This is a genomic window from Pedobacter sp. UC225_61, assembly GCF_044452285.1.
In the GTDB taxonomy this organism is placed as follows: domain Bacteria; phylum Bacteroidota; class Bacteroidia; order Sphingobacteriales; family Sphingobacteriaceae; genus Pedobacter.
This window is the reverse complement of the sequence record NZ_JBIOAL010000001.1, coordinates 876,596-889,114: the sequence shown is the minus strand read 5'-3', so window position 1 is coordinate 889,114 and position 12,519 is coordinate 876,596. Positions and strand designations below refer to the sequence as shown.

The window sequence follows — 12,519 nt, the reverse complement described above, 5'->3', positions numbered from 1 at the left end:
CCAAAACATTTACAAGTAAAAAATAGTTATTTAATATATAGTACTATTGTATTATATATTTTTACTTATATTTATATAAGGTATTTATTATATTTGCCAACAAAATAAATTTATATGAATCCTATAAACAAGCTGAGCTTTTCAGATATACTTAAAAGTAATAGTACTTTTAAACCTGGAAAAATCAAAGAGAACAAAGAGGAGTTAAAGCAATTTATTATCGATACGAGGAAAGAACAAGACGCAATACTTAGATTAAAACATTTGAATGACGCTCAATTAAAAGTCATTATCAAGTTATAAGTTATTTTGGACGTTCTCAAGTTTAATTCCTCCAATCTGGCCACAGCATTCTCGAATTTGCATACTGATATTGACATGGTTAAAACCAAAAACCATTTTCAGTATTTCAATAATTATTTGGGTGAAAAAGGTCTAAGAGCAAAATCAATAGTTGTAGAGGATAAGTATATTAGTAAAGACTTTCTCCATGATTTTGCAAGCTATTATGCTTTCTGTTTTACAGATTACGATAAATTTTGTAAGCGTTTACATTTTTTCTCTTCATCATTTAGCTCTGAGGAATTAGATAATGCTGTCTTTGATAAGGAATCCAAAATATGGGATTTCATATTTGGGTTTTATTGTTATCAATCCCATACCTATTACAATGATTGGCTACACTGTCCTCAAGACCTATTCATCAGGTGAGAATAGCCATTTACGGAAATTTTGGGGTTTAAGAGATTATAAAATTCACTTTCTTGGAAAAGAACTGGTAATTAAATCTCTTGCTTTTCAAGAACAAGATAATGTCCTTGCTGCTTGTGCTACTACTGCTATCTGGTCAATGTTGAATAAAGCCTCGATCAATTTTCACACCACCTTAAAAGTCCCAAGTGAAATTACAAAGGACGCAGACAAGTTGCAAAACGATGGAAATAGATTGTTTCCGAATAAGGGTCTTGGAACCTTACAGATTTGTCAAGCAATTGACAACTCAGGCTTGGCGCCAGAAGTGAGAACTGGAACTGAGGAGATAACCGACCACTATGAAGAAGTAGATGAGTTTATTGACAACTTATATCTTAAAAAGATAATTTATGCCTATGAACCAATAGGCATACCTATAATATTGGGAATAAAAGTTCCTAACAAGGGTTCTTATGGTTACCATGCTGTGGCCGTTTGTGGGCACAAACTATGCGATAAAGATAATAAGCTTTATAATTCAAATCCATATATCGCAAATCGAATTGAAAAAATTTATGTTCATGATGACCAGTATGGCCCTTTTGCCAGAGTTCCTTTTGTCGAGCCTAATGGAATAGCAACACAATGGTCAGTTGACAATCCTGACAATTTACCAAGCTTTGTAATTACAATGGTTATCCCGGTTTATCCAAAAATCAGGATATCCTATGAAGATATTGAAGCCATCGTATCAAGTTTTCAACGGATTTTCATCAGAGCATTCTCTAACGAGCTAGAAATTCTTTCTTGGGATATTAAAATTGATTATAGTGAAGCATTTAAAGAAAATGTCCTGGGTTACAAAATTGAAAATGAAGAAAAATTAGACATCATAAAACAAAGCATGCCCAAATACATTTGGATTGCAACCTGTTATGTCGAGGAAGATAAGCTAATCGAATTTACTTTTGATGCTACCGATGTAAGCAATGCCATGCTAGGAAAAAATATCATTTGCTATTTTGATTCAGAAGTTCGGAAGCAACTTCGTGACTATCTAATAGATTATAAAACAGATTTGCGCCAAGTATTCAAAGAGAGAAGTGGAGCGAATTACTTAGATTTTATGATTAAAAATCTCTAAAGCTGATAATCGCTATTTATCTTCAATTTAATAAATGCTCTCATCATTGGGTTTGAAAAGCGATACCTAACAATAATTCCTTTATCTAGCTTTTGTAGGATTGAACCCCTCTCTTCTTGACATATTTGCTTTAGATTGTATGCTATTGTACCGGCCTTCCTATCCATGGAAGTAATTTGATTATACTGATCGATAATATCAGATAAGCTGAAACAATTGAATTCATCTAGCGGAGCTTCAGCACACGCAAAAAGAACATTCTGCCACTTAATAGTAGCACTTGAGCCGACGACGGCTTTTCTATAAGCAGAAATTAACTGCTCATTGGTGTTTTCAATTCCTTTATTGATTGCAATCCTCAGATATGCCTCAGTAAAATCAGTGTGGTCATTCATGATGATTTCTTCAGCACCGTACTTGCATAATAGATGAATGTAGTGTGGAAATCCAGAAGAAAATTCTACTATTTTGCTTTTTACCTCTTTGCTTATGGAAATGTCAAGGCAGTTTAAGCCATGTTCAATAATATGTTCACTTTCTGGATCTGACATCCTTGGCATTTTAATCTGCCTTAAACATCGCTCAAGGCTTTGATGGCTACCAATCAAAGTATCAATCGTATCTGCTATGCCTACCAACACAATGGTAGTATTGGTGACATTATCAGAAAATGACTTAATTAAATCGGCAAATGACTCACGTGTTTCAGAATCCAAGATGTTATCGAACTCATCGAAGATAAACAAGAACTTCTTCGGAGCATACTCCTCTAAAATTGCTTCTATTTCACTTTGCACATTCTTACTCTCAAAATCGATAATGCTGTCTAAAGAAATCTCAATATGCTTTTCGATCGGTCTAAAACCGACTCCAGAAGTGGTTATTGATTGACTTATTTTGCGGAAAATTTTGCTCCATAAGGTGGCGAAGGTATCCTTTCGATTACAAGTAACCTTTACTGGATATATGTTCGTGAGCGTATATGTCATCGTGTTAGCTAGTGAGGTTTTTCCAACACCCCTTTCTCCGTAAACGATAGCATGTTGACCAACTTGATTAATAGCCTCTGCAGTCTTTTTCAACTGATTAAATCTTCCAGAAAACAAACTTTGTTCTTTTATCGGCGCTGTGGGTGAAAAAACTTTTTCGAGTTCTGCCAACCGTTCTTCTTTAGTCATATTTATTATTTAAGAGCTACATAAATGTCTAAACAAATAAATTGTAAAGCAATAGTTGTTAAGAAATAGATTAATTTATTAATAAGCAATTAAGTATTTGTTACAATTATCATTTCCTACTTAAACTTCGGCAATTAAGCTTCCAACTTTTTGGTTGAAGTTTTATGCATCCAATCCATTTTCAAGACAAGGCCTCCCAAGCAAAACCCTAACCAGAGATAGGCAAGGTGTTTTGCGTAAAAAATACATCTTGCTATCAAAAAAGTTAATTAATTCCTTCATTATACTTTTCTAGAAAAGTATAATGGTCACCTTGAGTCAAGATTTTCAATTTTGGCTTGATAATGTACAGTTATTACTCTCTGTAGTGAGTCGCTATTTTAAATTGGTGACTCAACGATTTCCAAGCTTTTAGTATGGCAATTTAATGGAATTTGTCATATCCTAAATATACAAAGGCTGTAATTTCAATATTTACAGCCTTTGTATATTTTGTTGATGCTTTTGTGGTCCCGACGAGAATCGAACTCATATCTAAAGTTTAGGAAACTCCTATTCTATCCGTTGAACTACGGGACCATTGAGATGCAAAGATATAAATATCTAGCTCATGTCCCATTAGTGTAGTCTCCTTATAAACTATAATTTTAAAGAAGAAATTTTTAAAATATATGCTTTGCCCAAGCTAAACTTAAAATGATTTTCCTGCAGCAGTTCTTTTATTTTAGGACTACTAGTTAAAACATCAAATAAATCTCTAGCAACAGCAGAACCTGAAATATTATTTTTCACCTTTCCATTTTCTATTTCTAAGCTAAAGCTATAATCTGCCTTGTTGCGGTTGCCTAAGCTGTGCAGGTCAGATTTAGTGAAGCCGATCTCTTGTTCTTCAGTTAGTGCTTTTTTGAGCTGTATAGCAAATACAGGAAGATATCTCTTCCAAAGAGGATAATATAAATTTATTTGAGTCATCATATTGTGTAATCTGTTTAGTTCTTTATACGTTTAGAGGCTAATGAATGGCAGAATTAAATCCTTTTCTATGAAAATACTTTTTCAACTTTACCACGAGGTGTGGTTCTTGGAATTCTTCTCGTTAAGGGTTCATTTTAGTCAACCCTATTGCCCATTGCAAAGGTGCTAATACTTTAGTTAAGAAGATGTATGATAGAGAGAAATGTTTTTCTTACAATTCATCCCTAATCCATGCGTTAACTAACTTTCAGAAAAACAACACTTTTTCCACTAATTAAGCCGGTTGGCTTTCCATTTTTAAGCTGTTCACAGTACAAAACATAAAGTACTTGAACGGTTTCTTGTAAGGCTGTGAATTGGAAATGTAATGTCCCTGTCTTTTCTCCTTCCTTAGTTACTCCTGCTAACTTTTCTATAGCGTAAGGAATTAACAAGGTTTCATCAGCGGCAATACGTAATAGACTTAACTTGTAAGCCGTCGTGTTATTTAAGTAATAGTTAAGCTCGATAGCACACTTTATCTGTTCTTTTTTATGATAAAGTGTAAATCTGCCTTTTTTAGAAGAGGGGTAATCCAACCTCATTTCCAGTCCATTAAAACCCGCATAATTATAAACCTGATTAGCCTTTTTCTGCTGACGGAAAACAGATACAAGTCTGCTCCAAAACTTGCCATTTTTAAAGCCAGGTGCAAATTCATTAACGGCATCAAAGATGATTTTTGCCATTAAGTTAGCTTGAGTTTGGTGTGTTGAGCTGGAAATCATCCCTTCAGATTTTTTCCAAACCGTTCTTTTCTTCCTCCCATGAAAACCATAGGCATTGCTATCTACAAAAGTAATATCACCAATGGTACCACTTAATTTAACGATTGAACGAGCCTTTGCCATAAAAAATGTATATTTAAAAACCTTTCAATATACAACGATTTTCCGTTACAAATCTCAATTATTTCTTATTGCTTACCACGACATTACGGCGACCTTATGGCGACCTTACCGCGACTTATGTCCTAGAAGAGTTCTTGTTTAGTGCTACCTTAGTTTAGGTTAACTGCTGGTTTTGGTATACTCGGTTCTTTAAAATTGGTCATTTTCTCGAACAAGAATCGGATTAATGTAGGACCTGGTGCTGAGTAGGTAGTATATCAGCACAAACAAATGTTGATGATTAAATCAATAGAATTATCCCCTTTTGCTTGTAAGGAAAAGGGGATAAAACTTAATTAATCACAATACTTTCAATTCCTTTTGCTAAGGCATTGTCTTGAACTCCAGGAACCGAAGTACCTTCTACACGAACAACGGTTACATCGGTTATGCCCAGAAAACCAAATACCGATTTTAAGTAAGGGGTTGCAGTATCGTAACTTGCCATTGGGCTATCTGTATAAATTCCTCCTGCAGAGAAAGCGATGTACAGTTTTTTATTTTTAATTAATCCCTCTGGACCATTTTCATCATACTTAAAAGTAACTCCAGCTCTACTAATATGATCTATCCATGCTTTTAAGTTAGAAGGGATACCAAAATTATATAACGGTACGCCAAGCACGATAATGTCTGCGTCCATAATTTCGGCAATAGCTTCATCGGAATGCTTTATGGCAACTAAATTTTCTGGAGTTCTGTTTGCTGCTGGCGTAAAAAAAGCATTTAAATGTGCTTCTTCTAAATGAGGAAAGCGCTCCTCTACCAAACTAACTTCCTTCACGGTACTATCCGCATACGCTAATTGGATTTTATCTATAATGGCATTTCCTAATCGGATACTATAAGAGGCATCTCCCCTTGGGCTAGAAATAATGTGTAATATCTTTTTCATTGTTTTATATAATTTATGTCGACAAATCTATTTACATTTGGTTGTAAAAAGTTAGTAGTATACAAAAGGTTAGTGCTAATGTTTTGTATAGTATCATGATAATCAAATAGTTATGGAAAAAGAATACACTGAGGAAGGTTGTAATGCTTTTTTAAATCCTATTGGGGATGCCTTATATGTAATTGGTGGGAAGTGGAAACTACGCGTAATTTCTGGACTAAGAGATGGGAGCAAGAGATTTAATGAAATTCAACGAGCTGTTCATGGAATTTCGGCTCGTGTGCTTTCGGCAGAGTTAAAGGAATTAGAGCTAAATGGTTTTGTAAAAAGGGTAGTTCATCATCAACAAATACCTGTAGTTGTGGAGTACGAACTTACTGAATATGCAGGCAGTTTAAGCAATGTGCTACATGCTTTAGCAGACTGGGGAACGATGCACAGAGATAAGTTAAGGCAAGAAAGGTAACGTTTTGTGGCAGTTTAACAGGGTCTTAAAAGCTTTAGTCAAAAAAAAATTTCCGAAACCGTTACTTATTTTGGGTGTTTATCAAATATACCATCTAATGATACTAATTTGTTTTATTTAACAATTTATAGTCATGGCAAAATATTCAGAAAAAGCAAGCGAAAAAGTAGAAAGAGCAATGCATGAAAAAAAAGAAGGAACATTAAAAACCGGAACGGGTAAAAAAGTAACTTCTAAAAAACAAGCCATAGCAATCGGCTTATCAGAAGCTAGAAAAGAAGGCGCAAAGGTTCCAAAAAAGAAATAAGTATGAAAAATTTAAATTAATCATCTTTTTTATGCACTAAATAGTTCATGCGCATTTAGGCAATGTACTGTGTTATTAGGGGAGAATGCAGTTCGCATTCTCCCTAAAGAAAATTAGCATGAAAAGATGATTACCACCAACCTCTAACGTTATAAATTACCGCTTGTGGTTGTTGTGAATTGGCATAAGCTGCAGCTGCAGTATATGCAGATTTTAGTACATCCGCATCTGCTTGTTGTTGCTTAAAGATAAAATTCCACTCGCGTTTATCGTTTTCTTTGATGCTTTTTGCAATTTGATTGACAAAGTTTTTCACATCTGTATAGCAAGAAGAATTAGGGTCTATTTGTGATAAGATATCGCCAGCTTTATTTGCACCTTCAAAGTTCTGATTGGCTGCCCAAACGGTTTTCGCTTCCATTAATCTTACTTGACAAATTTTGTTGATGTGTTTTTTGTAAATCGGAATGATAGCTGCTCTTGCTTTACTGTAACACGCACTACTTGCTTCTGGTATGCCAGATAATTTGTAAAATGCTTCTTCATATCTTCCTTGATTGGCAAGGCTTTGTGCATCACTGATAATGAAATCGCAACGGGTGTTGTAGTACTTTAAGATTTTTGCTTTTCCAGATTCTAAAAATGACTGAATTGCGCTATTGTTGCCATTGATGTTTTTTATAGCGGAAACATAAGCCTTGGTTTCATTTTCTCCCACACCTTTTACACTAACAGTAGTGCTGGCGAACTTTGTACCGTCTATGCCATCGCCTACATAAAGTGTTACATCTAAAGATAACGTAATCATAGTTGGAGCTGTAGCCGTAATATCTTTTGAAAGTACACCAACATTAGCCGTGATGATAAATCGTTCGCTCACGTTGCTGCCACCTATGCCATTTTGAGAGATGAGCTGATTTAACTTATTAGACAAAATGCTTCTAGCTGATTCTGGCATTCTCTCAATTTGATCGGGTACGTACGCAGCAAGCGTTATTCTGCCTAAATCATCTGATTTACCCTGGGTGTTTTGAGCATAAGTGCTTAAAACACAAGAAAGAGTAATAAAGAAAAGTAGTAATTTTTTCATGTTTAGCTTTTTAAGTTTATTTATCTCCCAAAACAATTACAGCCTGGCCAAGTCCTTTGGTCATTAGTTTATTTACTATGGTATAAGGGGCTGCGGTAAGGAATTTCTGAAGATTTCTGGTAAATCCTCTTGCATCAATTGCATTGCCTGAAGCATCGTATAAAGGAATACGCACTTGCTCGAATAGCAACATGTTTTCTGTTGATTCACTTGTGCTAAATCGGCCTTTAACAGTATTTGCTCTCATCCAATTTTCGATGATTGTACCTAGTTCTTCGCCACCGTATTCTTTCTCCAGATCACCATTCCATTTTTCGAATTTCTTCACACGAACAATGATTTCACGTCCATTCGCAAATAAATCATCAAAATGACGTTGCAAGCCTGCGTTAAAATTATCAATCTTGTCAATGACTGCTTCTTCTAGCATTACTGCAGGGTCTGCGCTAAACGAAGGATTCCCTGTTCCTCCAGCTGTTGCAACTTCCTTATCAGTATAGGCATCAATTCCTTGTAGCGTAAAACGGATAGATTTTTTAGGTCCGGTTTTTAAAACTTCGAACGTTAACTGCATAATGATGTCGGCTTTGGCAGTTTTTCTTAATTTATCAATTGGAGATTCAACTACACCACTACCGCCACTTTTAGAGGTTAACATTGCATCTTCAGCACTTTCAGAGGCTAATGATTTCATTACAGATTCCATGTTTTTTAGCGGGAAACCTCTATCTGCCATCAAACCGTTAATTTTGCTAATCATTGCAATGAGATCGGCATTTTCTTGAAATGCTCTTTTATAATCAGGAACTTTTTCTTTCGTTCCCTGATTATCGAATTCCTTCATATACCCATTCTGATTGCACCACACATCGCTTGGTACCACCATAATGGTTGGTTTTTTTGCTTGAGAGAATACAGATGTGGTAAAGCCCAGTATCATTAAAGATAAGAGCATTATTTTCATGACTTTTAGTTTCATATTTATCTTTATGCTAGGTTATTGTTTAAGAATGCCATCGGCAATCATTTTTTGTTTGAGATCTGGTTTTTTAACTTTAATGATAAATCCACTATTGATCATTCTTTTTGCATACTGAGGATCTTTTGAAAAGTTCACCTCAACCATATCATCCTTAATAAAAGCGTAGTTTCTATATTCTCCGCCATCGGCGAAAAACTTATTAAAATAAGCTTCATTTTGAGCTTTGATATTTGCTTCGGCAAGAATAGGTTTTACATCACATGTCGCTTTTCCCTCTACAATTCCTCCAAACAAAATGTCATTTATTGCATTCTTTTTAGCTTGCTCAATAACAGTAACGGTTTCGGCAGTATTAGACCATGCATTTACAATTTGAGTTCCATCTAGCTCAACACTAACGCATTCGGTTTTATGCGTGTAATAGTTATTTGCAATTTTAGGAGTAGAGCAGCTTGCATAGCATAGCAATACAGCTAAACCAGTGCTTAATAATTTAGTTCTCATAATTTAAAGATTAAAAGCCAGCATTAAGAGATTTTAGAATTCCTGCGTCTTCTAGATCTTTTCTTAGCAAGGCAACATTCACAGAAACTAGCACACCAATTTTGTATTCTTTACCAACCCTTAATCTGTCTTCTGCTGCTACGGCGCCATTAGCCGCTAAAGAAACAAACTTCATGTATTTACCACCTTCGCTAAAAAAGTCAGTAAAAAAATCTTTCTTTTCTTCTTCGATATTCACGTTTGTAGTTAATGGTGGTTTCCCCGCAATACCTGTTTTTCCTGGAAACCCTTTAAATATGATGGCATGCACTGCATTCTTTTTTGCTTGTTCAATCGCAACATCTGAGCGCTTTGAGTATGACCAAACTTTAATTAAATAGGTTCCTTGTACGCCAGTACCGGCTACTTCAACTTCATACCTCCAAGCTTCTGTTGCTTCGTCGGCCTTTTTCTTTGCATGCGCTTGCGCTTGAGCAGTTAGGGTAAACCCAACAATAAACAAGCACAATAAGAGCGAACTTAAGATGTGTTTTTTCATCTGTGTATTAAATTATAAATAGTTTGTTTATTTTATTTGTCTGATTAGCATTCCGGCTGCGAAGTTTTTCCCGCCTTTAAATGTTGTTCTATCTAGTGGAGTTTTAGACTTGCTTTTTTTATCTTCTTTTTCAGATACTTCACCTTCCGCAGCATTGTATCTGTTATCCCAAATAGAATTTTTATCTACTGTAATTATTCCTTTTCTCACATAAGATGTTAGCCCGGTTTTAGGGTCTAACGTTTGTTCCAATACTTCGAATCTGTCACCTCCTTCTATACCTTCTTTCAAGCCAATTTTAGCTGTGATAGGATCACCTGAATAGAGTGGGGTTTTTGGTTTAAATACATCGTATTCTTTTTGAAGCTTTGCAAAAACATTATCTACGTTTCGTACTGTTGCTAGCTCTACAATCTCATCTTCAGTTCTTTTAGATTTTAATGAGAACGTAACGAGCGTACTAGATTTTTCGCTGCCCACAAATTCCATGTCAAAATCAGTAGCATTGTCAAATGCTTGTTTTTTCTTCACATTTATACCTTTTTTGTCCATCCAGTATTTATCGTAAAAAACAGCTGCGGTTGTATCGTTCCATTTTAAGCGATATAAATAAGAAGTTGTCCAAACAGAATAACCTTCTTTGGTTTTGTTATAAATTGCTTCGGCTGCTTTATCTGCAAGCATTTGTCCGAAAGTACCTAGTTTAGAGGTTTGTGATTTGGCTGCCAACATTATAGCCAATGCAATAGGTTCATTGCTTACAAATTTCAACTTTGTAAACACAACGAAAGTGTTTTTTATCAATTCTTCACCTGCATCAGCTAAAGAAGCCGTTCCTCTTGCAGATCCTTTTGCAATATTTGCTTCCATTTCGGTAGCATTATAAGAACCTCTTTCTGCTACAAGTTTCATGTCAAAAGAACCATCAGCCTGGCGGTTAAACCATTTGCCTATAAGTTGATTTGCAACCTTTTTCTCTTTAATGAATTTATTAATCACCAATGACATTTCAGAACCATCACCGTCACTTCCTTTTACTGCACCTGTTGCTGCAGTCAAACTGCTAAACATGCCTTTTTTTGAACTTACTGCTGCTGTTTGAGTTGTTGTTTCTACTACACCATATTGGGTAGGATTAAAAGAGTTAAAACCGATAGAATGGTTATTGTATTTTTCTGGAAATGGAGCATTGCTGTATGCTTTCATTACGGTTTCCTTTCTAGGAAAATCTTCTGATTCGAGTAAGATTAGATGGAGTGAATTTCTGCGGTATTTTACTGCACTTTCAGCATCGCCAGCTTGGCCTTTTACTAGGGTAGTAAAACCCATAAGTAACCCAAGTAAAACGAATAATTTTTGTGGATTTTTCATAATATTGATATAGTTTGTTTGGTTTAAGAGCGTTGTATGATAACCTTAATAGCTTCGTAATAGCTTGCCTTTAATTTCGTATAGCATTATATTATTCGTCTATTTTTAACTATTAATTATTATGTTTTCCTTTAGGTAGGATTATTTTATTAAAATTCAATAAATTGGAGGTAACAAAAAATACCTACTTATGGGTATTTTTCATCCATTTTTACCCATATTTTGGAGAAGTGAGGATTTTTAACGCGTATTTTCTGTGATTTTAGATTTCGTTATACGAAAAAAGGACTAGGATACACATCTGAAGATAGATGACTAGTAAATTGAATATTTGATAAATAGTAAAATAAAACTGAAATTCATTTTATCTTCGCTATATGTCATCACATCACATTGTAAGAGAAAAACAAGAACCAGCACTATATATTCATCATTTAGGTAATTTTGATGAAGAACTTTTAGGTCAGTTGCTAGAATGGAGCCCAACTTTATTGGTGGCGGCGGATGAATATGAAAAAGCGATTTCTTTGGGATTGAAAGTTGATGTAGTAATTGGAGCAGAAGATAATTTGCAAGGACAAGAAAATACAAAGTGGATCTTCTCACGAACTGCCAATTTGCAAACGGTGGTTAAATATTTAATAGCAGAGAAATATCCTGCTGTAAATATTATCAGCAAAGAAAATCGATTTGATGATTTAGCCGAATTTTTACCAGAAATCAGTATTGTATTATTTACTGAAACAGAAAAAAGCTATGCAGTAAAACCAGGCTTTAGTGTTTGGAAACCAGCTGGCTCAATTTTTCATATCGATATTATTTCTTATTTCGAAACAAGCAATTTAAAACAACAAGAAAATGGAGATTTTGTAGTGTTGAAAGATGGCTTTGTCAGTTTTAATTTTAGTACTGATTATTTATTTTTAAGCGAATTGTTATGATCGTTTTAAGAAGAGCAAAAGAAGATGATTTAGCTATTATAATCGATTTAGCAGAGCGCATATGGCCACAAACCTATAGTGCCTACTTAAGCGAAGAGCAGTTGAGTTATATGCTTAATTTAATGTATAATAGAGGAGAATTGTTATCGCAACTACAAAAAGGATATACATTTTTAATTGCAACAGATACAGAAGAAGATAAGGATGTTGGTTTTGCTGGATTTTCTAATGTAGACAGCGAAAACCACATTTATAAATTACACAAGTTGTATGTTTTGCCAGAAACACATGGCAAAGGTGTAGGTAAAATATTAATTAATGAAGTTAAAGATTTAATTATTCGCGAGGGTGGAAAAGTGCTGCAACTAAATGTAAACAGGAACAATAGGGCCAAGGATTTTTATATGAAAGCAGGCTTTAAAATAAAAGAAACCGTTGACATTGAAATTGGCAACGGTTTCTTGATGAATGATTATGTAATGGAGTTAGCGCTTTAAGCTTGCTTT

At 34.7% G+C, this 12,519-nt stretch carries 15 protein-coding genes and 1 tRNA gene; 6 read left to right on the top strand and 10 right to left on the bottom strand.

The window, feature by feature from the left end; translation table 11 throughout:
• Window positions 1-114 precede the first annotated feature (114 nt).
• Together ACHMWN_RS04290 and ACHMWN_RS04285 are read left to right on the top strand one after the other, a co-directional pair.
• On the top strand, window positions 115-303 hold the full coding sequence (locus tag ACHMWN_RS04290; RefSeq protein ID WP_397298013.1) for a hypothetical protein: 189 nt from the start codon (window positions 115-117) through the stop codon (window positions 301-303).
• A 367-nt stretch (window positions 304-670) separates the two neighbouring features.
• Entirely contained in the window at window positions 671-1,837 is a 1,167-nt protein-coding gene (locus ACHMWN_RS04285; protein WP_397298012.1) for a hypothetical protein, read from the top strand.
• Here the strand turns inward: ACHMWN_RS04285 and ACHMWN_RS04280 are convergent.
• The 5 genes from ACHMWN_RS04280 to ACHMWN_RS04260 all read right to left on the bottom strand — a co-directional run bounded on the left by ACHMWN_RS04280 (window position 1,834) and on the right by ACHMWN_RS04260 (window position 5,814).
• Complete coding sequence (locus ACHMWN_RS04280; RefSeq protein WP_397298010.1) at window positions 1,834-3,015, bottom strand: AAA family ATPase; 1,182 nt, start codon at window positions 3,013-3,015, stop codon at window positions 1,834-1,836. The genes ACHMWN_RS04285 and ACHMWN_RS04280 overlap by 4 nt on opposite strands.
• Before the next feature lie 507 nt (window positions 3,016-3,522).
• Window positions 3,523-3,594, bottom strand: a tRNA-Arg gene (locus ACHMWN_RS04275).
• A gap of 60 nt (window positions 3,595-3,654) precedes the next feature.
• Window positions 3,655-3,990 (bottom strand): hypothetical protein, encoded by a 336-nt coding sequence (locus ACHMWN_RS04270; protein ID WP_397298009.1) that lies wholly within the window; start codon window positions 3,988-3,990, stop codon window positions 3,655-3,657.
• 236 nt (window positions 3,991-4,226) lie between these two features.
• Window positions 4,227-4,880 carry a hypothetical protein gene (locus ACHMWN_RS04265; protein ID WP_397298007.1) on the bottom strand — a complete coding sequence of 218 codons (654 nt, stop codon included), beginning with the start codon at window positions 4,878-4,880 and terminating at the stop codon, window positions 4,227-4,229.
• Window positions 4,881-5,211: 331 nt separating this feature from the next.
• A complete protein-coding gene (locus tag ACHMWN_RS04260) occupies window positions 5,212-5,814 on the bottom strand; it encodes an FMN-dependent NADH-azoreductase (RefSeq protein WP_397298006.1) in 603 nt (200 codons plus the stop codon).
• A gap of 112 nt (window positions 5,815-5,926) precedes the next feature.
• On the opposite strand from ACHMWN_RS04260, the gene ACHMWN_RS04255 reads away from it, so the two are divergent.
• A complete protein-coding gene (locus ACHMWN_RS04255; RefSeq protein ID WP_397298004.1) occupies window positions 5,927-6,280 on the top strand; it encodes a winged helix-turn-helix transcriptional regulator in 354 nt (117 codons plus the stop codon).
• A gap of 133 nt (window positions 6,281-6,413) precedes the next feature.
• The gene (locus tag ACHMWN_RS04250; protein WP_397298002.1) at window positions 6,414-6,587 is read left to right on the top strand and encodes a DUF6496 domain-containing protein; all 174 of its coding nucleotides are present in this window, start codon (window positions 6,414-6,416) and stop codon (window positions 6,585-6,587) included.
• Window positions 6,588-6,717: 130 nt separating this feature from the next.
• Here the strand turns inward: ACHMWN_RS04250 and ACHMWN_RS04245 are convergent, their stop codons facing one another.
• From ACHMWN_RS04245 to ACHMWN_RS04225, 5 genes are read right to left on the bottom strand one after another with little or no spacing between them, the layout of a single operon-like run.
• Complete coding sequence (locus tag ACHMWN_RS04245; RefSeq protein WP_397298001.1) at window positions 6,718-7,677, bottom strand: hypothetical protein; 960 nt, start codon at window positions 7,675-7,677, stop codon at window positions 6,718-6,720.
• A 16-nt stretch (window positions 7,678-7,693) separates the two neighbouring features.
• Window positions 7,694-8,641, bottom strand: a complete 948-nt coding sequence (locus ACHMWN_RS04240) for a DUF6175 family protein (protein ID WP_397297999.1) — start codon at window positions 8,639-8,641, stop codon at window positions 7,694-7,696.
• Window positions 8,642-8,674: 33 nt separating this feature from the next.
• Window positions 8,675-9,163: a hypothetical protein gene (locus ACHMWN_RS04235; RefSeq protein WP_397297997.1), complete on the bottom strand. Its 489-nt coding sequence runs from the start codon at window positions 9,161-9,163 to the stop codon at window positions 8,675-8,677.
• Between the two features lie 10 nt (window positions 9,164-9,173).
• Window positions 9,174-9,701: a hypothetical protein gene (locus ACHMWN_RS04230; RefSeq protein WP_397297996.1), complete on the bottom strand. Its 528-nt coding sequence runs from the start codon at window positions 9,699-9,701 to the stop codon at window positions 9,174-9,176.
• 27 nt (window positions 9,702-9,728) lie between these two features.
• On the bottom strand, window positions 9,729-11,072 hold the full coding sequence (locus ACHMWN_RS04225) for a hypothetical protein (protein ID WP_397297995.1): 1,344 nt from the start codon (window positions 11,070-11,072) through the stop codon (window positions 9,729-9,731).
• Between the two features lie 377 nt (window positions 11,073-11,449).
• On the opposite strand from ACHMWN_RS04225, the gene ACHMWN_RS04220 reads away from it, so the two are divergent.
• The gene (locus tag ACHMWN_RS04220; protein ID WP_397297993.1) at window positions 11,450-12,013 is read left to right on the top strand and encodes a thiamine pyrophosphokinase; all 564 of its coding nucleotides are present in this window, start codon (window positions 11,450-11,452) and stop codon (window positions 12,011-12,013) included.
• Entirely contained in the window at window positions 12,010-12,510 is a 501-nt protein-coding gene (locus ACHMWN_RS04215; RefSeq protein ID WP_397297991.1) for a GNAT family N-acetyltransferase, read from the top strand. Before ACHMWN_RS04220 ends, ACHMWN_RS04215 begins: the two co-directional genes overlap by 4 nt.
• Window positions 12,511-12,519 lie beyond the last annotated feature (9 nt).